Origin of the sequence: Actinomadura xylanilytica, assembly GCF_030283145.1 — a bacterium.
GTDB classification, from domain to species: domain Bacteria; phylum Actinomycetota; class Actinomycetes; order Streptosporangiales; family Streptosporangiaceae; genus Spirillospora; species Spirillospora xylanilytica.
In genome coordinates this window covers 693,737-720,600 of the sequence record NZ_JASNWE010000005.1, presented here as the reverse complement: position 1 = coordinate 720,600, position 26,864 = coordinate 693,737, and the positions used below count along the sequence as shown (strand labels likewise).

Sequence of the window (26,864 nt, the reverse complement as noted above, 5' to 3'; positions counted from 1 at the left end):
AAGCTTGCCGGTCTAGACCGGGTTTCGGTTGCCGAGCAGGGTGCCACAGTACGTACTATTCGGACGATTTGTCCGAGGTGTTGCCGAGGTCACGTGTGCCCGAGATGACGACGAGATCACAAGTCAGAAACGGGTACTGGCGAAGGTCGCTTCACGGATGGACAGTCGTGTCCGAAGTACTAGGTTTCCCTCCAGCAAACGCGGCGTAACGGGCACGGGGCAGCGGACGATCTTCGCAGCCGCCTGACGTTGTGCCGGCGGCAGCGTGGCCGAAGGGTAGGAGGTACGGAGCGTGACCGCACCGATCGAGGTGTCCGGTTCGGAGGCACAGGCTCAGCCGGATGCCGTCCTTGAGGGCGTCGGCCGCAAGGCGATCGAGGGCAGGTCCCTCGGGCAGATCGCGTGGCTGCGGCTCAGGCGGGACAAGGTGGCGATCGGCGGCGCGGTGTTCGTGCTGCTCCTGATCATCATCTCGCTGCCGGGCGTCACCGAGCTGATCGCCCGGTGGCTCGGCAACCCGCCCAACCAGTTCCACCAGAACCTGGTCGACCCGACGCTGGGCAGCCCGCTCAAGTCGTTCGGCGGAATGAGCGCCGACCACCTGTTCGGCATCGAGCCCATCAACGGCCGCGACCTGTTCAGCCGCATCCTGTACGGCGCGCGGATCTCGATCCTGATCGGCGTCCTGGCCACCCTGGTGTCGGTGGTGATCGGCACCGTGATGGGGATCGTGGCCGGCTTCTTCGGCGGCTGGGTCGACACCCTGATCGCCCGCGCCATGGACGTCTTCCTGGCCTTCCCGCTGGTGCTGTTCGCGATCTCGCTGGTCGGCGTGATCCCCAACAGCCTGCTCGGGCTCGAGGGCAACAACCTGCGGATCGCGATCCTGGTGTTCATCATCGGGTTCTTCAACTGGCCCTACATCGGCCGGATCATCCGCGGCCAGACGATGTCGCTGCGGGAGCGGGAGTTCGTCGACGCGGCCCAGAGCATGGGCGCGCGCAACTCCTACATCCTGTTCAAGGAGATCCTGCCCAACCTGATCGCACCGATCCTGGTGTACTCCACCCTGCTCATCCCGACCAACATCCTGTTCGAGGCCGCGCTGTCGTTCCTCGGCGTCGGCATCAACCCGCCCGACCCCTCGTGGGGCGGAATGCTGTCGCAGGCCACCGAGCTGTACTCGGTCGCTCCGCACTTCGTGATCGTCCCCGGTCTCGCGATCTTCGTCACCGTCCTGGCCTTCAACCTCCTCGGTGACGGACTGCGCGACGCCCTGGACCCACGGGCCCGATGACCCCCGGCGAACGTCCGGTATTAGCGAAAGGGAACTGATGAGATCTCCCAAGGTGGTGACAGGCGCGGCGGCGGGCTTCGTCGCCCTGAGCCTGGGACTGTCCGCCTGTGGCGGCGGCGACGACGAAGGCGAAAAGGGCGGTACCGGCAAGTTCGACGCCGCGTCGACGGCGGTGGTCAACCCGTCCGACCACAAGGGCGGCGTGCTGAAGATGGCCCAGCCCGACGACTTCGAGTCGTTGGACCCGGCCGACATCTACTACGCCTACGGCCTGAACTTCGTCCGGTTGTTCTCCCGCAACCTGATGACCTACGCCGCCAAGCCGGGCATCGCCGGCGCCGAGATGGTCCCCGACCTGGCCGAGGCCAAGGGCGTGGCGACCGACGGCGGCAAGACCTGGACCTACAAGCTCAAGCGTGGCGTCAAGTACGAGGACGGCACCGAGATCAAGGCCAAGGACATCAAGTACGCGGTCGGGCGGACGTTCGACCGTGCGGTCCTGCACAACGGCCCGTCCTACTTCCCGCAGCTGCTGGACGCGGAGGGCTACAAGGGCGCGTTCAAGGACAAGAACCTTGACAACTTCAAGGGCGTCGAGGTCCCCGACGACTACACCGTCGTCTTCAAGCTGAAGGCCCCCTTCTCCGAGTTCGACCAGGTCGTCGGCTTCAGCGGGCAGACCGCGCCGGTCCCGGCCGACAAGGACAAGGGCATCCGCTACGGCATGCACCCGGTGTCGTCCGGCCCGTACAAGCTGGAGGGCGACTACCAGCCGAAGAAGGGCGGCACGCTGGTCCGCAACCCCAACTGGGACCCGGCGACCGACCCCAACCGCAAGCAGCTCCCGGACAAGATCGAGGTCCAGTCGGGCCTGAAGGCCGAGGAGATCGACAGCCGGGTGATCGCCGGCACGGTGCACGTCGACCTGCCGGGCACCGGCGTCCAGGCCGCGGCCCGTCAGGAGATCCTGACCAAGCCGAAGCTCAAGGGCAACGCCGACAACCCGCTGGCGGGCTTCCACTGGTTCATCCCGATCAACACCAAGAACATCCCGAACATCGAGTGCCGTAAGGCGATCATCTACGGCGCCGACCGCTCGGCGATGTTCCGGGCCTACGGCGGCGACGTGGGCGGCGAGATGTCGACCTCGATCCAGCCGCCGAACATCCCGGGCCGGGAGAAGGGCACCGACTTCTACACGAAGGCGGACAAGACTTACACCGGTGACCCGGCGCAGGCCAAGGCCTCCCTCGCCAAGTGCGGCAAGCCGGACGGCTTCTCCACCACGATGATCTACCGCAGTGACCGGCCGAAGGAGAAGGCCACCGCGGAGGCGCTCAAGCAGGGCCTGGACAAGATCGGCATCAAGCTGGAGCTCAAGGGCTACCCGTCGGGTACCTACACCAACGAGCAGCTCGGCGCGCCGAAGTTCATGGACAAGGAGAAGATCGGCCTCGGCACCTACGGCTGGGCCCCGGACTGGAACACCGGCTACGGCTACCTCCAGCCGCTCACCGACGAGAAGGCGATCACCCCCACGGGCAACGTCAACGTCGAGGACCTGCGCGACCCGGAGATCAACAAGAAGTGGAACGACGTCGCTGGCATCACCGATGCGGCGCAGCGGGCCAAGATCTACAACGAGATCGACCAGAGCGCCCGTGAGCAGGCGACCATCCTGCCGAACGTGTACGCCAAGTCGCTGCTGTTCCGCCCGTCGAACCTGACCAACGTCTACTTCCACGCGGGCTACGGCATGTACGACTACGCCAGCCTCGGCGTCACCGGCTGAGCACGGTTCCGCACTACCTGAGAGAAGGCAGGTGAAGGCATAGGGCGGCCGCCGGGGCTGATCCCCCGGCGGCCGCCCGCGCCGGAGACTGTGGTCGCATTCATTGTTCGCCGTCTGCTGGGCGCGGTGGGTCTGCTGCTCATCATCAGCGCGGTGACGTTCTCCATCTTCTTCCTGGTGCCGAGGGCGGCGGGGGTCAGCAGCGACGACCTCGCCGGCCGCTTCGCGGGCAAACAGCCCGACGCGGTCACCCTGGCCGCCATCAAGGACCGGTTCGGGTTCGACGACCCCATTCCGGTCCAGTACGGGAAGTACATCAAGGCCATCGTCGTGGGCGACACCTACGACACCGGCACCGAGAAGATCGACTGCCCGGCGCCGTGCATGGGCTACTCCTTCCGCACCAACCAGCCGGTGTTCGACCAGATCGTGGACCGTACGCCGATCACCTTGATGATCGCGCTCGGCGCCGCGGTGATGTGGGTGCTGGCGGGCGTGTCGATCGGCGTGCTGTCCGCGCTGCGCAGAGGGACGATCTTCGACCGGATGGCGATGGCGGTGGCCCTGGCGGGCGTGTCGCTGCCGGTGTTCTTCACCGGTCTGCTGTCGCTGGCCTTCGTCGTGCACAAATGGGAGTTGCTGCCAGAGGTCAACTACGGAGGGCTGGGCGACAACCCGTTCAACCTGCTCCTGCCGTGGATCTGCCTGGCGTTCCTCTACGCCGCCCTGTACGCCCGGCTCACCCGGGCGGGCATGCTGGAGACGATGAACGAGGACTACATCCGCACCGCGCGGGCCAAGGGCCTCTCGGAGAAGACCGTGGTGGTCAAGCACGGCCTGCGCGCCTCGCTGACCCCGATCATGACCGTGTTCGGACTCGACCTGGGGCTGCTGCTCGGTGGCGCGATCATCACCGAGAAGACCTTCTCCATCCCCGGTCTCGGTCAGCTCGCGCTGGACGGGGTCAACCAGAGCGACCTGCCGGTCGTCCTGGGGGCGACCATGGTCGCCGCGCTCTTCATCGTCCTGGCCAACCTGGTCGTGGACATCCTGTACGGCGTCGTCGACCCGAGGGTGAGGCACAGCTGATGGCGGACAAACGACCGGCCGAGCTGATCGACGGACCGGGCGAACAGAAGGACGGGGCCGCCGCCGGCGCACCCTCGGCCTTCCTGGAGGTCCGCGATCTGAAGATCCATTTCCCGACCGACGACGGGCTGGTCAAGTCCGTCGACGGGCTGTCGTTCCAGCTGGAGCGGGGCCGCACCCTCGGGATCGTGGGCGAGTCGGGCTCGGGCAAGAGCGTGACCAGCCTCGGCATCCTCGGCCTGCACAACCGGCGCAACGCCCGGGTGTCGGGGCAGATCTGGCTGGACGGCGCCGAGCTCGTCGGGGCCTCGGCCGACGACGTGCGCCGGCTGCGCGGCCGCAAGATGGCGATGATCTTCCAGGACCCGCTGTCGGCGATGCACCCGTTCTACACGGTGGGCCATCAGATCATCGAGGCCTACCGGGTGCACAACGACGTGTCCAAGCAGGTGGCGCGCAAGCACGCCATCGACATGCTCGGCAAGGTCGGCATCCCCAAGCCGCAGCAGCGGGTGGACGACTTCCCGCACCAGTTCTCCGGCGGGATGCGGCAGCGCGCGATGATCGCGATGGCGCTGTCGTGCGACCCCGAGCTGCTGATCGCCGACGAGCCGACCACGGCGCTGGACGTCACCGTGCAGGCGCAGATCCTGGACCTGATCCGGGACCTCCAGCAGGAGTTCAACTCCGCGATCATCATGATCACGCACGACCTGGGCGTGGTCGCCGAGTTGTCGGACGACATCCTGGTGATGTACGCGGGCCGGTGCGCGGAGTACGCGGCGGTGGAGGACGCCTTCCACCGTCCGCTGCACCCCTACACCTGGGGCCTGCTCGGCTCGATGCCGCGGCTGGACCGGGAGCGGTCCGAGCGGCTGATGCCGATCAAGGGGACGCCGCCCAGCCTGATCAACGTCCCGGACGGCTGCGCGTTCAACCCGCGGTGCGCCTACAAGGACCTCACCGACGGCAAGAGCATCGCCGAGCGGCCGGAGCTGCGCGAGCTCGAACCGGGGCACCGGGCGGCGTGCCACATCCCGCTGGAGAAGCGGCGGGAGATCTGGAACGACGAGATCGCGCCGAAGCTGTGACGGGCACTGGTGGCAACGACGGTGGGAACGGCATTGTGAGCACATCGAAGAACGCGGCCGGCGCGGATGAGCCCGGCACCGTGACCGGGGGCGCGCCCGTGGTCACCACGGTCAAGGAGCCGCGCCCGGCGCGGGACGGGGAGCCGCTGCTGGAGGTGGAGAACCTCGGCAAGCACTTCCCGGTGACCGCCGGGCTGCTGCGCCGCCAGGTGGCGGCGGTGAAGGCCGTCGACGGGGTGTCGTTCTCGGTCCGCAAGGGCGAGACGCTCGGGCTGGTGGGCGAGTCGGGCTGCGGCAAGTCCACCACCGGCCGGATGATCATGCGGCTGCTCGACCCGAGCTTCGGGAAGATCAAGTTCGAGGGCCAGGACATCACCGGGCTGTCGCAGGGGCGGCTTCGCCCGCTCCGCCGCGACTTCCAGATGATCTTCCAGGACCCGTACTCGTCGCTGAACCCGCGCAAGACGGTCGGGTCGATCGTCGGCGCGCCGTTCCGGCTCCAGAGCATCGAGACCGAGCAGGGCGTCAAGAAGGCCGTGCAGGAGCTGCTCGAGCTCGTCGGCCTCAACCCCGAGCACTACAACCGCTACCCGCACGAGTTCTCCGGCGGGCAGCGGCAGCGCATCGGGATCGCCCGCACGCTGGCGCTGCGGCCGAAGCTGATCGTGGCCGACGAGCCGGTGTCGGCGCTGGACGTGTCGGTGCAGGCGCAGGTGGTCAACCTGATGGAGGACCTCCAGGACGAGCTCGACCTCACCTACGTGGTGATCGCGCACGACCTGTCGGTGGTGCGGCACATCTCCGACCGCGTCGCGGTCATGTACCTCGGCAAGATCGTCGAGATCGCCGACCGGGCGGACCTGTACGAGCGGCCGATGCACCCCTACACCAACGCGCTGCTGTCGGCCGTGCCGGTGCCCGACCCCAGCCTGCGCGGCGACCGGACCCGGATCCGGCTCCAGGGGGACGTGCCGAGCCCGCTCGACCCGCCGCCCGCCTGCCGGTTCCACACCCGGTGCTGGAAGGCGCAGGACATCTGCAAGCAGGTCGAGCCGCCGCTGGTGGAGCTCAGCCCGGGGCACCAGGCCGCGTGCCACTTCCCGGAGAACGCCTCCGTCAGCGCGACCGACGAGGTCGCCAAGGCCGCGGTGGCACCGGCCGCGGCGTCCGCCGAGGACGGCACGCCCGGAGGCTGATCGCCTGGCACCTCGCCTCCCGGCGACGCGGGCCCGGCCGGTGCGGAACGCTCCGCACCGGCCGGGCCCGCCGCCGTCCGGGCATCCGGGGCCGGGCTGCCGGGCGTCACGCGTCCGGGTCCGGACGACCGGGTGCCCGGGGCCGGGCGCGACCCCGGGGCGGCGTTCAGTCGTCCGGTGCGCGTGCCAGGGCGTCCCCGAGCGGGGTGCGGTGGTAGAGGACCTCGCGTCCCGCGCGCGCCCTCTCCAGCAGCCCGGCGCGCCGCAGGACGGTGAGGTGGTCGCCGACCGAGCCCGTCGCGACGCCCAGGGCACGGGCGAGGCCGCTGGTGCCCGCGGGCTCGTCCAGCGCGAGCAGGATCCGCGCCCGGGTCCGTCCGACCAGGTCGGCGAGGGCGCCGGGCGGCGCCGCCGGCGGCCTCTCCCACAGGGCCGCGATGCCCCGCGCGGGGTAGATGAGGGTGTGCGGCCAGGGGGCTTCGGTGTGCGCGGCGACGGCCGGCCAGACGAACACCGACGGGATGAGCAGGAGCCCGCGCCCGCTGGGAGAGGCGGTCACGCGGCTGCGGGTGCGCAGCAGTTCGATGCCGCCGTCCCGCCACCGGACCCTCGGGTGCAGGTCGCGCAGCGCCGCCTCCCAGCCGCCGTGGCTGAGCCGTCCCGCCCGGTGCAGGACGTCCCGTTCGCAGATCGCGCGCAGCCTGGGCCAGTCGGGGGCGAGCAGTGCGTGCCAGGCCGCCTCCAGCGCCGCGGCCACCCGTTCGACGGCACCGGGCCCGTGCAGGAGATTCAGCACCCGCTCATCGGACGCCGGCCGGGCCTCCAGGCACAGCGCGATCTCCCGGCGCGCCACGGCCGGCGGGGTGGCCCGGGCCATCGCCAGGTCGTCCTCCAGGGTCTGCGCGAGCCCCAGCGGCGGCGGCGCGGTGAAGCCGGTGCCGCGCGAGGGGGCCTGGAGGGCCAGCACCGCGTCGAGGTCGGTCGTGGAGCGCAGCCGCCGGAACTCCGGGACGAGCCGCGCGGCCCATCCGCCGGGCAGGTGGCGGCCGCTCAGGCCCGACAGGGTGCGCAGCAGCCCGTCCAGCTCGAACAGCGGCGACAGCGCGAACCGGCTGTGCAGGAGGTCCTCGGTGCCCACCTCGAATCGGATCACGGGCATGACCTTACGTCCTGTGGCGTAATGGTGGCGGCCCGTTTACCGGCGCGTCCAGGGTGGGCGCATGACGATGACCGGGGCCGCGCGGCGGCCCGCCTATCGCGACGCGCTCGGTGAGCCGCGGTTCCGGGTCCTGTTCGCCACCCGGACCGTGGCCATCATGGCGGACACGCTACGGATGCTTGCCCTGTCGGTGCTGGTGTACGGCCGGACCGGGTCGCCGCTGCTGGCCTCCGCCGCGTTCGCCGCCGGGTTCCTGCCGCAGGTCGCGGGCGGGACGCTGGCCGGCGCGCTCGCCGATCGGCTGCGCCCCCGGCCGCTGATCGCCGGCGCGTACGCGCTGGAGGCGGTGGCCGCGCTCGCGCTGGCGCTGCTGGACCTTCCGATCGCCGCCGCGCTCGCGCTGGTCGCCCTGATCGCCTGTGCCACCCCGGTGTTCGCGGGCGCGACGAACCGCCTGGTGGCCGAGGTCCTCACCGGCGACGCCTACGTGCTGGGCCGGTCGCTGATGACGATCTCGGCGGCGATCGCGCAGCTCCTCGGGCTGGCCTGCGGGGGGATCGCGGTCGCCGTCCTCGGGGTCCGCGGGGCGCTGCTCGCGGCGACCGCCGCGTACCTGGCCGCCGCGCTGCTCGTCCGCCTCCTCCTGCCCGACCTGCCGCCCGCGCCGCCACCCGCTTCGGACGGGGGAGCGGCCGACGGGACGGACGGGGCGGACGGCGGGAGGCGGCGGTCGCTGGTGAAGGAGAGCTGGGCCGGGACGGTGCGGCTGCTCACCGACCCGGTCGTCCGACCGCTGCTCCTCGCGCAGTGGCTGCCGAGCGCGTTCTGCGCGGGGGCGGAGAGCCTGCTGGTGCCGTACGCGGCGGTCCGGGGGTTCGGCAGCGGTACCGCGGCGCTGCTGCTCGGCTGCACGGTGGGCGGGATGCTGCTCGGCAACCTCGCCGCCGGCCGGCTGCTGTCCCCGCCGGCGCGGGAACGCCTGCTGGTCCCGCTGATGGCGCTGACGGGGCTGCCGCTGGTGCCGCTGGCGTTCGGCGTTCCCGCGCCCGCCGCCGCGGCGCTGCTGCTGCTCGCGGGGACGGGGCTCGCCTACGAGCTCGGGATCCAGCGGCCGTTCGTCGACGCGCTGCCCGAGGACGGCAGGGGGCACGCGTTCGGGCTGCTGTCGACGGGCCTGATGACGTTGCAGGGGATCGGCCCGCTGGCCGTCGGCGCCCTCGCCGAGTTCGTCACGGTCGGCCCGGCCCTCGCCGCCGCGGGCGTGCTGATCCTCACGGTCACCGCGCTGCTGCGGCCCGCGCTCCGCCGCTCGGTCCCCGCGTCCTGAACGCGCCGACCCGCCGCCTCCCCGGCACGGAGGCGGGGAGACGGCGGGTCGGCGGCCCCGGGCGGGGACCTGGCGGCCCGCTCGGCGGGCCCACGGGCGGGGCCCGGTCCGTCACTCGGTGGAGATGGCCTTCAGGACGTCCATCCGGCCGGCCCGCCATGCGGGCCACAGCGCGGCCAGCACGCCGATCACGGCCGCCACCACCAGGTAGGCGGCCAGTGTCCCGACCGGGATCGCCAGCTCGCTCAGCCCGTCGTCCTTGAGCGCCTGCTGGAGCGCGGCGCCGAACGCCACCCCGAGGCCAATGCCGAGCAGTGCGCCGAAGATCGCGATCACGATCGACTCGGCCCGGATCATCCGGCGGAGCTGGCGGCGGCTGATCCCGATCGCGCGCAGCAGCCCGATCTCCCGGGTCCGCTCGATCACCGACAGCGCCAGGGTGTTGACCACCCCGACCGCCGCGATGATCACCGACATCACCAGCAGGATGGTCAGGAAGGTGACGAACCCGTCGACCTGCTTGCGCGCGTCCTTCTTGAGCGCGTCCTGATCGGTGACCTTCAGGTTCGGATAGTCCTTGAGGGTGCCCTCCAGCGCGGTCCTGGTCGCGGTGTCGGCGCTGCGGGTGTCGACGATCACGCTGGCGATCGCCGGTTTCGCGGTGTGCGCCAGGTACGCCGTCTGGGAGATCACCTTCGGGCCGAGAGTGTCGTTCTTGGCGTAGATCCCCGCGATCCGCAGCGGCTGCGTCCGGCCGTCGGTGAACTGCACCGGCACCGTGCCGCCGAGCGTCCACTTCTGGCTCTCGGCGGTCTCCTCGTCGACCATCATCCCGTCGCGGCCGAGGGCCGTCCCGCCGGACACCATCTTCAGCCTGGTGCCCTGCGCCAGCGCCGCGGGGTCGCCCGACACGTACGCGGCGCGCTTGCCGTCGATCTTGGCGTTGGCGGTGTAGTACGGCGAGGCCTTCTCCACCCCGGGGGCGGCGGCGATCTTGGCGACGACCTCGGGGCCGACGCCGCCGGCGCCGGTCGGCTCGATCAGGTAGTCGGCGCCGAACTGCTGGTCGACCTGCGCATCGACCGAGGCCCGCATGGACGCGCCCATCACGTTCACCGCGGTGATCAGCGCGAGGCCGATCATCAGCGCGGCGGCGGTCGCCGCGGTGCGGCGCGGGTTGCGCAGCGCGTTCTGCCGCGCCATCCGGCCCGGCGCGCCCATCAGCCCGGCGGCCGGCGCGCCCAGCACCTTCACCACCGGGACGCTGATCACCGGGGCGAGCATGGTGATGCCGATGAACACCAGGAACGCGCCGATCCCGACCGGGACCGCGGGGTTGCCGCCGCCGCCCCCGAGGCCGAGCCCGATCAGGCCCGCGCCGACCAGGGTGAGGAGCGTCCCGAGCGCGATCCGGATCCGCAGCGACCGCTGCGGCATCGCCACGTCGTCGCGCATCGCCGCGATCGGCGGGATCTTGGCGGCGCGGCGGGCCGGGAAGTAGGCCGACACCACGGTCACGATGATGCCGACCGCGTACGACCAGATCACCGGCCTCGCGGTGAACACCAGCCCGCTCGAGCCGGCGTCGCCCATCTGGGTCTGGAGGAGCGCGGCCAGCCCGGCGCCGGCGGCCAGGCCGACGGTGGACCCGACCACGCCGACCGCGACCGCCTCGCCGATCACCGCCCGGGTCACCTGCGGCCGGCCGGCCCCGATCGCGCGCAGCAGCGCCAGCTCACGGGTGCGCTGGGCGACCAGCATCGAGAAGGTGTTGAAGATGATGAACGCCCCGACGAAGATCGAGATCAGCGCGAACACCAGCAGGAAGGTACGGAAGAACCCCATGATCGCGGCGACGTCGCTCTTGGTGTCCGCGCGCATCTCGGCCCCGGTGACGGCCTCCATGTTGGGCGGCAGCACCCGGGCGACGCGGTCGCGCAGCTCGGCCTCGCCGATGCCGTCGGCGCCCATCTCGATGTCGGAGTAGTAGCCCGGCTTGAGCAGCAGCCGCTGCGCGGTCGGGGTGTCGAACGCGGTGATGGTGGTGCCCATCATGTTGCCGGTGTCGACCAGCCCGACGATCTTCATCGGCCGCGGCGGGCCGGTGGTGATCACCTTGACGGTGTCGCCGATCCCGTAGCGGCCCTTCTTGGCGGTCTCGGCGTCCACGACGACCTCGGCGGGCCCCTTCGGGGCGCGGCCGGACGCCAGGTCGAAGTCGCCGGCGGTGTTCCAGCTGGTGCCGAGCTGCGGCGGGCCCTGCTGCTCGGTGCCGATGATCTTGCCGTCGCGGCCGACCACGGCCGCGTAGCCGTTCACGTTGCCGACCGGGTCGCGGACCCCGTCGATCCCGCGCACCGCCTGGAGCACCGAGGCGGGCACCGGCTCGGCCGCGGCGCCGTCGTCGTCGACGTCCACGACCTTCTTGGCCCGCACGTCCACCGCGATGTTCTTGCCGATCTTGCCGAACACGTCGTCGAACTGCTTGTTCATCGTGTCGGTGAAGATCAGCGTGCCGGCCACGAAGGCGACCCCGAGGATCACCGCCACCGCGGTCAGCACCAGCCTGATCTTGTGCGCCGCCAGGTTGCGGAGCGTGACCTTGGCCATCATCGGGCCGCTACCCCCGGCAGCTCGAAGCCCTTCATCCGCTCGAGCACGCGCTCGGCGGTCGGCCCGGCCATGGTGTCGACGATCTGCCCGTCGGTCAGGAACAGCACCTGGTCGGCGTAGGCCGCGGCGGTCGGGTCGTGGGTGACCATCACGATGGTCTGGCCCATCCGGGCGACCGAGTCGGCGAGGAAGCCCAGCACCTCGGCGCCCGACCGGGAGTCCAGGTTGCCGGTCGGCTCGTCCGCGAAGATGATCTCGGGCCGGGAGGCGAGGGCGCGCGCGCACGCCACCCGCTGCTGCTGGCCGCCCGACAGCTCCGACGGCCGGTGCTTGAGCCGCGGCCGCAGGCCGACGGTGTCGATCACCTGGTCGAGCCACTCCCGGTCGGGCCTGCGCCCGGCGATGTCCATCGGCAGCGTGATGTTCTCCAGCGCGGTCAGCGTCGGCACCAGGTTGAACGCCTGGAAGATGAAGCCGATCTTGTCGCGGCGGAGCCGGGTGAGCTGCTTGTCCTTCAGCCCGGTGACCTGGGTGTCGCCGATGAAGACCTGGCCGGAGTCGATCGAGTCCAGCCCCGCCATGCAGTGCATCAGGGTCGACTTGCCCGAGCCGGAGGGGCCCATCACCGCGGTGAACCGGCCGCGGGGGATGCCCACGGTCACCCCGTCGAGGGCCACCACCTCGGCGTCGCCGCGGCCGTAGCGCTTGGCGACCTGCTGGGCCCGTGCGGCGAAATCGCCCGCCCCGGGCGCGAGGTGCGCGTCGGAGCCGGATGGGGCGGCGTTCGTCACGTGAACTCCCCTGTCTGCAATTGCGGTGGAGGGTGGAGGGTGGAGGGAAACGGGGATCGCGATTCCCCGGCGATCCCCGTGCAACAAAACAGTAGAAGTCCGGCACCCCGGAGGGATGGACCCAGGGAACGGACTTCCTGCTCCACCCTCCGCATGAGGAAGCCCCCCGGCGGTCGTCCTGCGGGAGTAGAGGACCCCGTCCAGAGCGGGGGGTCCCTCAGGGGCCGCCCCTGAGGGAGCCGCGAGAATCCGCCCGCGCCCAAGCCTCCACCCCAAGCCCCCGGCCCTGTGCTCCCGGCCTGTGCTCCCGGCTTGGGCTCCCGACCTTGGGCGCCTCCGGACGGCACGGGGGAGCGGGGGATCACGCGGGCGCCGGTCAGGCGCGCCGGCGCCAGGGGGCAGGGTCGGGGCGTGCCGGGGTCAGGGGTGCCGCGGCCAGCCGCACCAGGGTCAGCGCGCGAGCGCAGGAGGGCCGAGGACAGGAGACCGGACGGAGGGAGCGCCGGGCGGACGGTCAGGTCTGGCCGGGACGGCTCAGGCCCGTCTCGTACGCGTAGACGACCGCCTGGACCCGGTCGCGCAGTCCCAGCTTGGCCAGCACGTTCCCGACATGCGTCTTCACCGTCGTCTCGCTCACCACCAGCGCCGCCGCGATCTCGGCGTTGGACTGGCCGCGCGCCACATGCGACAGCACCTCGCGCTCCCGCTCGGTCAGCGTGTTCAGCCCCGGCGGCGGCGACGCGTCGCGCACCGCGGGCAGCCGGGTCGCGAACTTGTCGAGCAGCCGGCGCGTCACGCTCGGCGCCACGATCGCGTCACCGGCCGCCACGATCCGGATCGCCGTCACCAGGTCCTCGGGCGGCGAGTCCTTCAGCAGGAACCCGCTGGCCCCGGCCCGCACCGCCTCGATCACGTACTCGTCCAGGTCGAACGTGGTCAGGATCAGCACCCGGGGATCATGAGAGGCCGCCTCCTCCCGGATGATCCGGCGGGTCGCCTCGATCCCGTCGACCCCCGGCATCCGGATGTCCATCAGCACCACGTCCGGCAGCAGCGACCGGGTCAACTCGACCGCCGCCGCGCCGTCACCGGCCTCGCCGACCACCGCGATGTCGGCCTCGGCCTCCAGGATCAGCCGGAACCCCGTCCGCAGCAGCGGCTGATCGTCCACGAGCAGCACCCGTACGGTCGTCATCGAGTCGCTCCGCCCCGGCCGGCCGGCCGGTCCCCGCTCGTGTCCATCGTCCCGCTCCTCGTTCCGCGCCGCTCGTGCTCGAATGTATGTCCCTACGGAGGCTATGCCTCCAGCGGGAACCGCGCCCGCACCCCGAACCCGCCGCCGACCCGGGGGCCGATGCGCAACTCGCCGCCGTACAGCGCGACCCGCTCGTACATTCCGACCAGGCCGTGCCCCGGATTGTCCTCATTGTCGGCGATGATGGTCGCGGTGCCGCGCCCGTCGTCCTCAATCTCCACCGTCAGATCGGCGTCGGTGTAGTACAGCCGGACCCAGGCCCGCGCCTGCGACCCGGCGTGCTTGAGGGTATTGGTCAGCGCCTCCTGGATCAGCCGGAACGCCGCCACGTCCACCCCCGGCGACGGCGTCCGCGCCTCGCCCTCGATCCACAGCTGCACCGCCAGCCCCGTCTCCCGGACGTGGTCGAGCAGTTCCCCGAGATCCCCCAGCCCCGGCTGCGGCGCCAACTCCCGGCCCGCCGCTTCGGTGTCCCGGTCGGTCCGCAGCACCCCCACGATCCGCCGCATCTCGCTCAGCGCCGTCCGCCCGACCTCCTCGATCGTCGACATCGCCTCCCGGGCACTGCCCGGATCCCGGTCGATGATCCGCCGCGCCGCGCCCGCCTGCACCGTCATCACGCTCACATGGTGCGCGACCACGTCGTGCAGCTCACGCGCGATCCGCGACCGCTCCTCGATCCGTGCCGCCCGCGCGTCCGAGCCCCGCGCCCGCTCCAGCCGCGCCGCCCGGTGCTCCAGCTCGGCGAAGTAGGTCCGCCGCAGCCGCAGATTGCGGCCCAGCGCCCACACCCCCGCCACCAGCGCGCAGTCGGTCGCCAGCACCAGCACCGACATGCCCACCGGCAGCAGCAGCAGCGACGCGACGAAGTACACGAACGCCAGCAGCCCACCGAGCGCGCTGTGCGCCAGCCCCCGGTGCACCGCCACGCTGTACACCGCGACCAGGAACGCCACCACGCCGGGGATCGACGGCGGATAGTCGCGGGCGGTGACGAGGAGCTCGCCCACGATGACGAACAGCAGCACCGACATCGGGAACCGCTGCCGGAACACCAGCGCCCCGGTCACCAGGACGATCAGCACCCCGTTGAGCAGATCGGGGGAGTGGAACCGCGCCAGCGGCTCCGCGCCCACCTCCTGCAAATAGTGCTGCGGCAGCCCCACCAGCAGCAATCCCAGCGCCAGCAGGGCGTCGGCGGCCTGCGGACGCGCCTGAAGCCAGGCGCGGAAATTCTGGAGACCACGGATGCGGGGTGACACGATTCTCACCCTAGGAGGTCGTGCCAGGTCGCGAGCCCTCCTGAACGCCGATCCGGCGTCATCCCCAAGGAGGACCCGCGACGCCCCTCCGGACCGCCCTACAGATCATCGCGCTCGCGCGCCGCCGTCTCCAGGTCGGCGGGCGACGGCCGGTCGACCGGCGACGACGGCAGCGGCGGAAGGGTGCCGCCGAACTCGGGACACCGCTCCTTGTGGTCGCACCAGTCGCACAGCCGGCTGGTGCGGGGCCGCCACTCGCCGGTGTCCATCGCCCGCCGGATCGCCTGCCACAGCGCCTCGACCTTGCGCTCGGTCGCCCGCAGATCGGCCTCGTCAGGCTCGTACCGGAGGATCTCCCCGTTGCCGAGGTACATCAGCTGGAGCAGCCGCGGCACCCGGCCCTGCGACCGCCACAGCACCAGCGCGTAGAACTTCATCTGGAACAGCGCCCGCGCCTCGAAGTCGGCCCGCGGCGCCCTGCCCGTCTTGTAGTCGACGATCCGCACGTCACCGCTCGGCGCGACGTCCACCCGGTCGATGTAGCCGCGCAGCCGCAGCCCCGACTCCAGCACCGTCTCCACGAACAGCTCGCGCTCGGCGGGCTCCAGCCGGGTCGGGTCCTCCAGCGTGAAGTAGCGCTCCACCATCTGCCGCGCCTCGTCCAGCCAGCCGTCGCGCTCGGCCCGGCCAGCTTCGCCGTCCTCGAACAGCGCCGCCAGCCCGGGCTCGGCCGCCAGCAGCCGCTCCCACTGAGGGCCGAGCAGCTCCAGCGCCGCCGGGACCGTCCGCCCGCCCGTCGGCAGGTCGTACAGCCGCTCCAGCACCGCGTGCACCAGCGTGCCGCGCGCCGCCGCCGGGCTCGGCCGCTCGGGGATCTTGTCGATCACCCGGAACCGGTAGAGCAGCGGACACGTCATGAAGTCGCCCGCGCGGGAGGGGGACAGGGAGCCGGCCGCCGCCGGCCGCCCACCGCTGGTCCGCGTGACCGCTTCGCCGTCGGCCTCGGTGGTCGTCATGGCCAGCAGCGTAGGCGACACCCCCGACGAAAACCCGCACCCCGCCGTCCGCCGAGCCCAGCGCCCCGCCGGGCCCCGCTCCGCCCCGCGGGCCCCCGTGCCCGCCGTCCGCCCCAAGATCACGTCAGCGGGCCCGTCAGGCCCTCCCGGCCCCCCTCCCGGGCCACTTCGGAAACCGTCCGGACGCCGCGGCCAGCCGATCCGCCGCCACGGGGCCGTAGCATCGGGGACGTGACAGACAGCGCACCCCCGCCCCAGGGCGAGACGCCCGCCGGCGACCCCGGAACCTCCGGCGGCCCTCCCGGCCGCCCCCGCCGCGGCGGACGCCCCGGGCTCTACATGGGCCGCCCGTTCGGCGTCCCGGTGTTCGTCTCGCCGAGCTGGTTCGTGGTCGCCGTCCTCGTCACCATCATGTTCGAAGGCCAGGTCAACGGCGTCATCTCCCGCCCCGCGAGCTACCTGGTCGCCTTCGCCTACGCCGTCCTGCTCTACGGATCGGTGTTCGTCCACGAGCTCAGCCACGCCGTCACCGCCCGCGTCCTCGGCCTGCCCGTACGGTCGGTGACCCTGCACATCCTCGGCGGCGAGACCTCCATCGAACGCGAGGCCCCCACCCCCGGCCGCGAATTCCTCATCGCCTTCGCCGGCCCCCTGGTGAACCTCGTCCTCGCGGGATTCGGCCTGCTGGCGCACATGATCGTCCCGATGCCCGACGTCGCGCTCCTGCTCGTCGACGCCCTCACCTTCGCCAACCTCCTGGTCGGCGTCTTCAACCTGCTGCCCGGCCTCCCCCTCGACGGCGGACGCCTCGTCCGGGCCGCGGTCTGGAAGGCCACCGGCCACAGCCGCAACGGCGCCATCTTCGCCGGCTGGGTCGGCCGCGGCGTCGCCGTCCTGTGCCTGGTCGCCGGCGCGTTCCTGGCCACCGACCGCACCGAGGACGGCACCGGCGGCGGCATCGGCTGGCTCGCGCTGCTGTGGTCCGCGCTCGTCGCCTCCTTCATCTGGGTGGGCGCCACCCAGGCCATCCGCGCCGAGCGGGTCCGCGACCGCATCCCCCTCCTCCAGGCCCGCCGCCTCGCCCGCCGCGCCGCCCAGGTCACCGCCGACGTCCCCCTCGCCGAGGCGCTGCGCCGCACCCACGAGCAGCACGCCGGCGCCATCGTCATCATCGACCACGACGGCCGCCCCCTCGGCCTGGTCAGCGAGAAGTCCGTCACCTCCACCCCCGAGCACCGCCGCCCCTGGATCCCGGTCGGCGACCTGTCCCGCGGCCTCGAGACCACCCTCACCCTGCCCGCCGACCTGGCCGGCGAGGAACTGATCGACGCGCTCCGCCGCGCCCCCGCCTCGGAGTACCTCCTGGTCGAACCCGACGGCCGCGTCTACGGCGTCCTCGCCGCCGGCGACGTCGACCGGGCCTTCGCCGGGGTCTGAACGCCCCAAACCCCCGCTAGCCTTGACCGTCATGAGCGAACCCACGCCGACCGGCCCCGCGCGGCCCGAGCCCGCACCCTCCACCGGCCGCATCCCGCACGGCCCGTTCCGGCCCGGAGACCAGGTTCAGCTCACCGACCCCAAGGGCCGGATCAACACCGTCACCCTCCAGCCCGGCAAGGACTACCACTCCCACAAGGGCTCCATCCCGCACGACGAGATCATCGGCAGCCCCGAGGGCTCGGTGTTCCGCTCCAGCGGCGGCACCGACTACCTCGCCTTCCGCCCCCTCCTCGCCGACTTCGCCGTCCGGATGCCGCGCGGCGCCGCGGTCGTCTACCCCAAGGACGCCGCCCAGATCGTCGCGATGGCCGACATCTTCCCGGGCGCCCGCGTGATCGAGGCCGGCGCCGGCTCCGGCGCGCTGAGCTGCTTCCTGCTCCGCGCCGTCGGCGAACGCGGCGTCCTGTCCTCCTACGAGCGCCGCCCCGAGTTCGCCGAGGTCGCCCGCGCCAACGTCGAGCGCTTCTTCGGCGGCCCGCACCCCTCCTGGCGCCTCACCGTCGGCGCCCTGGAGGACTCCCTCGCCGAGACCGAGGTCGACCGGGTCGTCCTCGACATGCTCGCCCCCTGGGAGTGCGTCGACGCCGTCGCCAAGGCCGTCATCCCCGGCGGCATGGTCTGCGCCTACGTCGCCACCACCACCCAGATGTCCCGTGTGGTCGAGGAGCTGCGCGCCCACGGCGCGTTCGCCGAGCCGTACGCCTTCGAGACGATGCTGCGGTCCTGGCACGTCGAGGGCCTGGCGGTCCGGCCCGACCACCGGATGGTGGGGCACACCGGGTTCCTGGTCACCGCCAGGCGGCTCGCCGACGGCGTCACCCCGCCCGTGCGCCGCCGCCGTCCGGCCAAGGCCGCCGCCGAGGCCGAGGCCGCGGCCGCGGCCGCCGGGACCGCTCCGGCGGACGGCGACACCGCCGCCGCTGAGTCCTAGATCACGTTTGCGGAGGGCCGGCGGCAGGCATCCGTCACCGCCGGTCATCCCGTAACACGGAATTCACAGGACGCCTGCTGGTGCTCCCGCACCCCGGTCCTCGCGCGGGAATCGGCGGGCCGTCGCCGGACCACCCCCGAATCCGGTTTTTTCGCCGCCTTCCGGAACCGCATCGGTGCCCGCCACACCCCCGGACCGGGCCGTCCGGGGTCCCGGCGGGCCCTCCGCCACGACACGAGTACCGATTGGGCAGGTTACGGAAGCCCTCCAGATAGGTAGGGTCTCAGTAGGTCGTCGGCTCTCTTCGTGAGGAGGTGACGGGGCGTGGCCGCTCGTGACGATGCTGGGGCGCGCAGGGTGCAGCACGACAAGGAGGTCAGTGACCTTCAAACGCAGATGTCCTTCTTGGAGGAGGAGATCTCCGTGTTGCGCCGGAAGCTCGCGGAATCCCCGCGCCAAGCACGTGTTCTGGAAGAACGTCTCCATGAGGTACAGGCCAACCTGGCCGCGGTAACGGGTCAGAACGAGCGTCTCGTAGCGACCCTCAAAGAGGCTCGTGAACAGATCGTGGCGCTCAAAGAGGAGGTCGACAGGCTGGCGCAACCACCGTCCGGGTTCGGGGTCTTCCTGGAGACCACCGGCGATGGGACGGTCGACATCTTCACCGGTGGCCGCAAGCTGCGGGTGAACGTCAGCCCAGCCGTCGACGTGGACGAACTACAGCGTGGCCAAGAGGTCATGCTCAACGAGGCACTGAACGTCGTCGAGGCCCTGGAGTTCGAGGAGCAGGGCGAGGTCGTCATGCTCAAGGAGCTCTTCGACGACGGTGAGCGGGCCTTGGTGATCGCGCACGCCGACGAGGAACGCGTGATCAAGCTGGCCGAGCCGCTGCGCGGCGTCCCCCTCCGGGCGGGCGACTCGCTGATGCTCGAACCGAGGTCCGGATACGCGTACGAGAAGATCCACAAGGCCGAGGTCGAAGAGCTCGTCCTCGAAGAGGTCCCGGACATCTCCTACAACGAGATCGGCGGGCTGGGATCGCAGATCGAGATGATCCGCGACGCCGTCGAACTGCCCTACCTGCACGCGGACCTGTTCCGCGAGCACCAGCTCCGTCCCCCCAAGGGGGTGCTGCTGTACGGGCCGCCCGGCTGCGGCAAGACGCTCATCGCCAAGGCCGTCGCCAACTCGCTGGCCAAGAAGGTCGCCGAGCAGACCGGCACCGAGGGCAAGAGCTTCTTCCTCAACATCAAGGGCCCCGAGCTCCTCAACAAGTACGTCGGCGAGACCGAGCGGCACATCCGCCTGGTCTTCCAGCGGGCCCGGGAGAAGGCCTCGGCCGGCACCCCGGTGATCGTGTTCTTCGACGAGATGGACTCCATCTTCCGCACCCGCGGATCGGGAGTCTCCTCCGACGTGGAGAACACGATCGTGCCGCAGCTGCTGAGCGAGATCGACGGTGTCGAGGGGCTGGAGAACGTCATCGTCATCGGCGCCTCCAACCGCGAGGACATGATCGACCCGGCGATCCTGCGCCCCGGCCGGCTGGACGTGAAGATCAAGATCGAGCGTCCCGACGCCGAGGCCGCCAAGGACATCTTCTCCAAGTACATCCTCACCGGCCTCCCGCTGCACCCCGACGACCTCAAGGAGCACGGCAGCTCCGATGAGGCCACCGTCGACGCGATGATCCAGCGGGTCGTCGAGCGGATGTACACCGAGACCGAGGAGAACCGCTTCCTGGAGGTCACCTACGCCAACGGTGACAAGGAGGTCCTGTACTTCAAGGACTTCAACTCCGGGGCGATGATCCAGAACATCGTCGACCGGGCCAAGAAGATGGCCATCAAGCAGTTCCTCGACACCGGCCAGAAGGGCCTGCGGGTCACCCACCTGCTGGCCGCCTGCGTCGACGAGTTCAGCGAGAACGAAGACCTGCCCAACACCACCAACCCCGACGACTGGGCCCGCATCTCCGGCAAGAAGGGCGAGCGGATCGTCTACATTCGCACGCTCGTCTCGGGCAAGCAGGGCACCGAGGCCGGCCGCTCCATCGACACCGTCGCCAACACCGGCCAGTACCTGTAACCCGCCTGATACCGTCGGTAACGGCGCGGCGGCTGCCCCCCGGTGGCCGCCGCGCCGCACCGCCCATCACGTGCGGCACCAGCTCCGGCAAAGATCATTCCTCTTGAGCGAATGGGTCAGAGACGGTCATTACGTCCTCTAGCATCGATGCCGATGCCTCCCGAAACCCCCACCGCACTCCCTCCGGCGCCACGGGTCCGCCTGAGGGAAGTCGACCTGCTGCGCTTCCTCGCCGCCCTTGCCGTGCTGATGTACCACTACACCGGCTCCCTCGGCGGCCCCTGGAAGGGCGAGAAGGCCCGTGAGCTGTTCGACCCCGTCTCCACCCTGACCCAGTTCGGCTACCTCGGCGTCGAACTGTTCTTCCTCATCAGCGGCTTCGTCATCCTGATGAGCACGTGGGGACGGACGATGGCCGACTTCACCGTCTCCCGGATCATCCGGCTCTACCCCGCCTACTGGTTCAGCGTCCTGCTCATTGGAGCGATCTACCTCACCACCGGCCTCGGCCGGGGCCGTCCCGAGGCGCTGATCCCCAACCTCACCATGTTCCAGCAGGGCATGGGCATCCAGAACGTCAGCGGCGTCTACTGGACGCTCTGGACCGAGATGCACTTCTACGCCCTCATCGCCGTCCTGGTGCTCACCGGCGTCACCTACAGCCGGTGCATCACCTTCATGTCCACCTGGACCGTGCTCGCCGTCTTCGCCAAGGAGACCGGCAACGGCGTCCTGGAGGGCCTGCTCATCCCCGAGTTCGCCCCCTACTTCATCGCGGGCATGGCGTTCTACCTGATCCACCGCTTCGGCTCGAGCTGGCTCCTCTGGGGCTTCGCCGCCTTCTCCTGGGCCACCTCGATGCGCTACGCCCTGCCGGCCGCCACCGGCGAGCCCTACAGCCTCGCGCCCTCCGACGCCTGGCCCGCCATCGCCGTCATCACCACCGCGCTCTTCGGGCTGATGGCCCTGGTCGCCACCGGCAAGCTCAGCAAGCTGCGTTGGAAGCACTTCGCCACCCTCGGCGCGCTCACCTACCCGACCTACCTCATTCACTACGAGCTCGGCCCGGCCCTCGCCCGCCTCCTGCACCCCGCGCTGCCCTACTGGGCCGCCCTCGCCGCCATCACCGCGATCGTTCTGGTGGCCGCCTACCTCATCAACAAGCTCGTCGAGGACCCCCTCGTCAAACTGCTCAAACCGCGCCTCAAGGACTCCTTCCAGCGCCTCAGCGCGGCCGACACCGGCCGCCACCGCGGCAAACGCGCGCGTACCCCGGACGTCCCGGCGGACGAACCGGCGGCCCCCGCGCCGCACGCGAACGACACGCGGGCGATCGCCCCCGCCGGGCCGACACCCCCGCACCACGAAGAGGAGGCCCATGGCTCCACCCCCTCGGCCCCGATAGGCTCGTCGATATGAGTGTTCGGCGGGTGATGGGCATCGAGACCGAGTACGGCATCTCCGTACCCGGTCAGCCAGGGGCCAACGCGATGATGACCTCCTCACAGGTCGTCAACGCCTACCTCGCGGCGTCGGCGGCACGGGCGAGACGAGCCCGCTGGGACTTCGAGGAGGAGAACCCGCTCCGGGACGCCCGCGGGTTCGACCTCGCCCGCGAGGTCGCCGACCCGACCCAGCTCACCGACGAGGACCTCGGCCTCGCCAACGTCATCCTCACCAACGGCGCGCGCCTGTACGTCGACCACGCCCACCCCGAGTACTCCGCGCCCGAGTGCACCAACCCCCGCGACGCGGTGGTCTGGGACAAGGCCGGCGAGCGCGTCATGGCCGACGCCGCCCGCCGCGCCGCGATGGTGCCCGGCACCCACCCCATCCAGCTCTACAAGAACAACACCGACAACAAGGGCGCCTCGTACGGCTGCCATGAGAACTACCTCATGAAGCGCGAGACGCCCTTCGCCGACATCGTCCGGCACCTCACCCCGTTCTTCGTCTCCCGCCAGGTCGTCTGCGGGGCGGGCCGGGTCGGGATCGGCGTCGACGGCCGCGGCGACGGCTTCCAGATCAGCCAGCGCGCCGACTTCTTCGAGGTCGAGGTCGGCCTGGAGACCACGCTCAAGCGCCCCATCATCAACACCCGCGACGAGCCGCACGCCGACCCCGAGAAGTACCGGCGGCTGCACGTCATCATCGGCGACGCCAACATGAGCGAGGTCTCCACCTACCTCAAGCTCGGCACCACCGCGCTCGTCCTGGCCATGATCGAGGACGGCTTCCTCACCGTCGACCTGTCGGTCGACATGCCCGTCGCGGCCCTGCGCGCGGTCTCGCACGACCCGTCCTGCAAGCACCTGCTCACCCTGCGCGACGGCCGCAAGATGACCGCCGTCCAGCTCCAGATGGAGTACCTCGAGCAGTGCCGCAAGTACGTCGAGGACCGGTACGGCGCCGGCGTCGACGAGATGACCAAGGACGTCCTGGACCGCTGGGAGTCGGTGCTGCACCGCCTCGGCGACGACCCCATGCAGCTCTCCCGCGAGCTCGACTGGGCCGCCAAGCTGTCCCTGCTCGAGGGCTACCGCGACCGCGACGGCCTCGACTGGTCCCATCCCCGGCTCCAGTTGGTCGACCTCCAGTACACCGACATCCGCCCCGACAAGGGCCTGTACAACCGCCTCGTCGCCCGCGGCCGGATCGACCGCGTCGTCACCGAGGCCGAGGTCGGCGCCGCCGTCGAGGACCCGCCCGAGGACACCCGCGCCTACTTCCGCGGACGCTGCCTCAGCCAGTACGCCGATTCGGTCGCCGCCGCATCTTGGGACTCGGTCATCTTCGACGTCCCCGGTCGCGAGTCCCTCCAGCGCGTCCCCACCCTGGAGCCCCTGCGGGGTACCAGGGAGCACGTGGGCGCCCTCCTGGACCGCTGCCGCACCGCCGCCGACCTCGTCACCACCCTCACCGGCCAGAGCTGACCCGGGCGCGCCCCGCGCCCCTGCGCCCGCCGCTCATTCGTGACCGCTATGCCCGTTTCAGGGGTTCACGGACGGGCGATAAACCCACCAGGCCCCCCGTGCCCGCCCAGGTGAAACGGATCGCGAAGTCCGCTGACCGCCGGTGATCGGGGATAGGGTTGGGGGCACCGGCAGAGTGGAGGAACGGGATGGCCACGAAGGACACGGGCGGCCAAAAGCAGAACACCCGCCGCACCGAGGAGGTCGAGGAGACCGAGACCTCGACCGCCGACGAGACCCAAGAGCGCAACGAGAAACTGACCGACGACGTCGACGCCATTCTCGACGAAATCGACGAAGTCCTCGAGGAGAACGCCGAGGAGTTCGTGAGATCATATGTCCAAAAAGGTGGACAATGATCTGGAATGTCCAGTTCGGTCAATGGTCCCGGCAAAAGGTGCCCGGACTGCGGTGAACTGAAGACGCCCACTGAATTCGGGCGTAACAGGAGCAGGCCGGATGGCCTGGCCTTTATTGCAAGATCTGTTTTAGGTGTCGGGGCAGCCAGGGTCATCGCGACCGGATGGCGCGCGAGGGGCGCGTAGTGCGGGAGCGGGCGGAGGTGCCGGAGGGCTGCAAGTGGTGCCCCGGCTGCGAGGTCGTCAAGCCCTTCGGTGAATGGAGCGCGAACCGCTCCGCGAGAGACGGGCTCAATTCCTACTGCAAGGCGTGCAAGGCCCTCCGGAACGCCGATCACCATCTCAAGAAGACCCACGGCCTCACTCGCGGCGAACTCGACGGGATGCTGGCCGCCCAGGGCGGGTTGTGCCGCATCCGCCGCAGGTCCGCCGCGGTTCATGTGGACCACGATCACAAAACGGGCGAGGTGCGCGGGGTCCTGTGCTTCAAGTGCAATGTCGCCCTCGGACAACTGGACGATGACCCGGAGCGGATGAGCCGGGCGATCGAGTACGTGAGCCCTCAGGAGGACGCGGCCGTCCGGAGGTCCCCGCATATGGAAGTGGTACCCGGCGTCTATCAGCGGACACTGTGCGTCGTGGGGGCGGAGGTGGTCAGGCGGTGGACGCCTGTGCCTTTGAGCATGGTCGCGATCCGGTAGGCGCACAGGGCCGACCGGGTCCGGGGTCGTTGACCACGTCGGTGAGCAGGGTGCGGAGCTCGGGGTCGAGCCAGGCGGCGACCGGGGGTTCGAGGTCGGGGCGGTGGGCGGCCATGCCGGCGGTGAGCAGGGCGGTGGCGGCGTGCCGGGGTTCGGCGCCGGAACCGTCCGGGACGAGCGCGTCGGCGAGGTCGTAGAAGGCGAACTGGAGGCGTTCGCCGGGTGCGGAGTCGGAGAAGAGCGCGGCGCCGAGGTGCGCGGGGCAGCGTGCCCGCCATTCGCGTTCGACGCCCTGGTCGCCGTGGGGCGGCGCCTGCGTGGCCTCGGTGAGGGTGGAGCGGAGGCGGTAGCGGACGGCGGCGCCGACGGGGTGTCCGACGGTGGCGGCGGGGTGGAGCGGCGTCGCGGTCGGCCGGGGTCCCATCACCACGGGCTCGTGGTAGTCGGGGCGCGGAGGGTTCGCCGTGGGCGGACTGCGGTAGGGATCTCGCGGCATGCGCTGGATGCCCGTTGAACAGTAGGGTCTAGTTCGTCCGCGCCGGTGTGCTCGCAGGGGAGGCCGGCGCAATGGTGGAGGGAAGGAGTCGCGTGGCGTCCCACGATTCGCACACCGGACGTCTGCCGGGGTTGTTCGGGAGCCCGGATACGTCCTCGTTCACGGAGTTCCTGGGGGGTTACTCTCCGGAGCTGCTGCCCGGCCGGCGGACGCCGCCGGCGTCCGCGGTGGGGGACGAGATCCCGCATGGCACGACGATCGTCGCGGTGACCTTCCCGGGTGGGGTGGTGATGGCGGGCGACCGGCGGGCGACCGCCGGCAACGTGATCGCGCAGCGCGACATCGAGAAGGTGTTCCGGGCCGACGAGTTCTCCGCGATCGCGGTCGCGGGGACGGCGGGGCTCGGCATCGAGATGGTGCGGCTGTACCAGGTGGAGCTGGAGCACTACGAGAAGCGCGAGGGCCGGACGCTGTCGGTGGAGGGCAAGGCGAACCGGCTGGCGTCGATGGTCAGGGGGAACCTGGCCATGGCGATGCAGGGCCTGGCGGTGGTGCCGTTGTTCGCCGGATACGACGAGGAGCGGGACGGGGGGAGGATCTTCTCCTACGATCCGGCGGGCGGCCGGTACGAGGAGCGCGACTTCTACTCGATCGGCTCGGGGTCGGTGTTCGCGCGGGGCTCCCTGAAGAAGCTGTTCCGGGCGGACCTGTCGGCGGAGCACGCGGCGCTGGCGTGCGTGCAGGCGCTGTACGACGCGGCCGACGACGACTCGGCGACCGGCGGCCCGGACATGACGCGCCGGATCTTCCCGGTGGTGGCGGCGGTGACCTCGGAGGGGTATCGCCGGCTGGGCGAGGACGAGGTGGGCGCGCTGGCGCAGACCGTCGTCGACGGACGTTACGACTCGCCGGGCGGGCCGACCGCCCCGCTGCGATAGAAGGGATCCAGACCGGTGTCCATGCCGTTCTACGTGTCGCCCGAACAGCAGATGAAGGACAAGGCCGACTACGCGCGCAAAGGCATCGCGCGGGGCCGCAGCGTGGTCGTGCTCCAGTACGACGGCGGGATCCTGTTCGTGGCGGACAATCCGTCGCGGGCGCTGCACAAGATCAGTGAGATCTACGACCGGATCGCGTTCGCGGCGGTCGGCAAGTACAACGAGTTCGAGAACCTGCGCCTGGGCGGGGTGCGGTACGCCGACATCAACGGGTACCAGTACGACCGCCGCGACGTGACGGCGCGGGGGCTGGCGAACGTGTACGCGCAGTCGCTGGGGACGATCTTCACCGAGACCAACAAGCCCTACGAGGTGGAGCTGGTGGTCGCGGAGGTGGGGGAGGAGCCGGCGGCCGACCAGATCTACCGGTTGACGTTCGACGGCTCGGTGGCCGATGAGCACGGCTATGTGGCGATGGGCGGGCAGGCGGACGCGGTGGCGCAGTCGCTGAAGGACCGCTACCGCGAGGGCATGTCGCTGACCGAGGCGCTGCGGGCGGCGGTGGAGTCGCTGGAGGCGCAGGACTCGGAGCGGCGGCTGGAGGCGAAGGCGCTGGAGGTCGCGGTGCTGGACCGCGACCGCGAGCACCGGCTGTTCAAGCGGCTGCCGGCGGCGCGGATCGAGGAGTTGTTGCGCGAGTCGGCGGAGGCGGGCGGGGACGGTCCGGCCGCCGGTGCCGAGGAGGAGTCCTCGGGCGACTGATCCTGCCGGTCCGGGCCGGTGGTGGGGATCCGCTCGCGCGGGTCCGGTGGCGGTGGCCCGGTGAGGAGTGGACGGGGACCCGTCGTGGACGTTCGGCTTCGGCCGTCCGGTCGCGGCGGGTTCTTTCCGTTCCGGGTGCTGATCTACAACGTAAAGGCACCGGGTCGGGCGGTGGTGCGGCCGGCGGCCCGGGCGTCCCTGGGAAACCCAGGGCACCAGAGACTGCCAA

General features: G+C 71.0%; 22 protein-coding genes. 15 read left to right on the top strand and 7 right to left on the bottom strand.

The genetic code is table 11. From position 1 onward, the window contains the following. Nucleotides 1–292 precede the first annotated feature (292 nt). The 5 genes from QP090_RS33165 (at nt 293) to QP090_RS33145 (ending at nt 6,465) form a co-directional block, all read left to right on the top strand. Nucleotides 293–1,297 (top strand): ABC transporter permease, encoded by a 1,005-nt coding sequence (locus QP090_RS33165; RefSeq protein WP_285943614.1) that lies wholly within the window; start codon nt 293–295, stop codon nt 1,295–1,297. Nucleotides 1,298–1,334: 37 nt separating this feature from the next. Then, nucleotides 1,335–3,089: an ABC transporter substrate-binding protein gene (locus tag QP090_RS33160; protein WP_285943613.1), complete on the top strand. Its 1,755-nt coding sequence runs from the start codon at nt 1,335–1,337 to the stop codon at nt 3,087–3,089. Between the two features lie 117 nt (nt 3,090–3,206). Next, entirely contained in the window at nt 3,207–4,178 is a 972-nt protein-coding gene (locus QP090_RS33155; protein ID WP_432763104.1) for an ABC transporter permease, read from the top strand. Next, entirely contained in the window at nt 4,178–5,269 is a 1,092-nt protein-coding gene (locus QP090_RS33150; RefSeq protein ID WP_285943611.1) for an ABC transporter ATP-binding protein, read from the top strand. Before QP090_RS33155 ends, QP090_RS33150 begins: the two co-directional genes overlap by 1 nt. 98 nt (nt 5,270–5,367) lie before the next feature. Continuing rightward, entirely contained in the window at nt 5,368–6,465 is a 1,098-nt protein-coding gene (locus QP090_RS33145) for an ABC transporter ATP-binding protein (RefSeq protein WP_285943845.1), read from the top strand. A 166-nt stretch (nt 6,466–6,631) separates the two neighbouring features. On the opposite strand, the gene QP090_RS33140 is transcribed toward QP090_RS33145, so the two are convergent. Continuing rightward, on the bottom strand, nt 6,632–7,618 hold the full coding sequence (locus tag QP090_RS33140) for a DUF5937 family protein (RefSeq protein WP_285943610.1): 987 nt from the start codon (nt 7,616–7,618) through the stop codon (nt 6,632–6,634). A gap of 67 nt (nt 7,619–7,685) precedes the next feature. Here QP090_RS33140 and QP090_RS33135 point away from each other — a divergent pair, with 67 nt between their 5' ends. After that, nucleotides 7,686–8,951, top strand: a complete 1,266-nt coding sequence (locus QP090_RS33135; RefSeq protein WP_285943609.1) for an MFS transporter — start codon at nt 7,686–7,688, stop codon at nt 8,949–8,951. A gap of 111 nt (nt 8,952–9,062) precedes the next feature. Here QP090_RS33135 and QP090_RS33130 read toward each other — a convergent pair whose 3' ends face one another. From QP090_RS33130 to QP090_RS33110, 5 genes are all read right to left on the bottom strand, one after another. Then, entirely contained in the window at nt 9,063–11,561 is a 2,499-nt protein-coding gene (locus tag QP090_RS33130) for an ABC transporter permease (protein ID WP_285943608.1), read from the bottom strand. Continuing rightward, nucleotides 11,561–12,355 (bottom strand): ABC transporter ATP-binding protein, encoded by a 795-nt coding sequence (locus QP090_RS33125; RefSeq protein ID WP_285943607.1) that lies wholly within the window; start codon nt 12,353–12,355, stop codon nt 11,561–11,563. The genes QP090_RS33130 and QP090_RS33125 overlap by 1 nt, the downstream gene beginning before the upstream one ends. A 514-nt stretch (nt 12,356–12,869) precedes the next feature. Continuing rightward, on the bottom strand, nt 12,870–13,550 hold the full coding sequence (locus QP090_RS33120) for a response regulator (protein WP_285943605.1): 681 nt from the start codon (nt 13,548–13,550) through the stop codon (nt 12,870–12,872). A gap of 101 nt (nt 13,551–13,651) precedes the next feature. Next, the gene (locus tag QP090_RS33115) at nt 13,652–14,872 is read right to left on the bottom strand and encodes a sensor histidine kinase (RefSeq protein ID WP_285943603.1); all 1,221 of its coding nucleotides are present in this window, start codon (nt 14,870–14,872) and stop codon (nt 13,652–13,654) included. A 98-nt stretch (nt 14,873–14,970) separates the two neighbouring features. Then, entirely contained in the window at nt 14,971–15,888 is a 918-nt protein-coding gene (locus QP090_RS33110; protein ID WP_285943602.1) for a RecB family exonuclease, read from the bottom strand. 231 nt (nt 15,889–16,119) lie between these two features. Here QP090_RS33110 and QP090_RS33105 point away from each other — a divergent pair, with 231 nt between their 5' ends. The 7 genes from QP090_RS33105 to QP090_RS33075 all read left to right on the top strand — a co-directional run bounded on the left by QP090_RS33105 (nt 16,120) and on the right by QP090_RS33075 (nt 24,439). Further along, nucleotides 16,120–17,325: a site-2 protease family protein gene (locus QP090_RS33105; RefSeq protein ID WP_285943601.1), complete on the top strand. Its 1,206-nt coding sequence runs from the start codon at nt 16,120–16,122 to the stop codon at nt 17,323–17,325. Between the two features lie 31 nt (nt 17,326–17,356). Then, nucleotides 17,357–18,319 carry a tRNA (adenine-N1)-methyltransferase gene (locus QP090_RS33100; RefSeq protein WP_285943600.1) on the top strand — a complete coding sequence of 321 codons (963 nt, stop codon included), beginning with the start codon at nt 17,357–17,359 and terminating at the stop codon, nt 18,317–18,319. 324 nt (nt 18,320–18,643) lie between these two features. Then, entirely contained in the window at nt 18,644–20,407 is a 1,764-nt protein-coding gene (gene arc, locus QP090_RS33095; protein WP_285943599.1) for a proteasome ATPase, read from the top strand. Nucleotides 20,408–20,560: 153 nt separating this feature from the next. After that, nucleotides 20,561–21,826, top strand: coding sequence for an acyltransferase family protein (locus tag QP090_RS33090; protein ID WP_285943598.1), 1,266 nt, complete (start codon nt 20,561–20,563; stop codon nt 21,824–21,826). Further along, the gene (gene dop, locus QP090_RS33085) at nt 21,823–23,340 is read left to right on the top strand and encodes a depupylase/deamidase Dop (RefSeq protein ID WP_285943597.1); all 1,518 of its coding nucleotides are present in this window, start codon (nt 21,823–21,825) and stop codon (nt 23,338–23,340) included. Before QP090_RS33090 ends, dop begins: the two co-directional genes overlap by 4 nt. Before the next feature lie 188 nt (nt 23,341–23,528). Next, nucleotides 23,529–23,738, top strand: a complete 210-nt coding sequence (locus QP090_RS33080; protein WP_285943596.1) for a ubiquitin-like protein Pup — start codon at nt 23,529–23,531, stop codon at nt 23,736–23,738. Between the two features lie 164 nt (nt 23,739–23,902). Next, entirely contained in the window at nt 23,903–24,439 is a 537-nt protein-coding gene (locus QP090_RS33075) for an endonuclease VII domain-containing protein (protein WP_285943595.1), read from the top strand. On the opposite strand, the gene QP090_RS33070 is transcribed toward QP090_RS33075, so the two are convergent. Next, nucleotides 24,393–24,869, bottom strand: coding sequence for a hypothetical protein (locus QP090_RS33070; protein WP_285943594.1), 477 nt, complete (start codon nt 24,867–24,869; stop codon nt 24,393–24,395). The two genes, QP090_RS33075 and QP090_RS33070, sit on opposite strands and share 47 nt — an antisense overlap. A gap of 158 nt (nt 24,870–25,027) precedes the next feature. Here QP090_RS33070 and prcB point away from each other — a divergent pair, with 158 nt between their 5' ends. Together prcB and prcA are read left to right on the top strand one after the other, a co-directional pair. Then, nucleotides 25,028–25,873 (top strand): proteasome subunit beta, encoded by an 846-nt coding sequence (gene prcB / locus QP090_RS33065; RefSeq protein ID WP_285943593.1) that lies wholly within the window; start codon nt 25,028–25,030, stop codon nt 25,871–25,873. A 21-nt stretch (nt 25,874–25,894) separates the two neighbouring features. Next, the gene (prcA, locus tag QP090_RS33060) at nt 25,895–26,635 is read left to right on the top strand and encodes a proteasome subunit alpha (protein ID WP_285943844.1); all 741 of its coding nucleotides are present in this window, start codon (nt 25,895–25,897) and stop codon (nt 26,633–26,635) included. Nucleotides 26,636–26,864 lie beyond the last annotated feature (229 nt).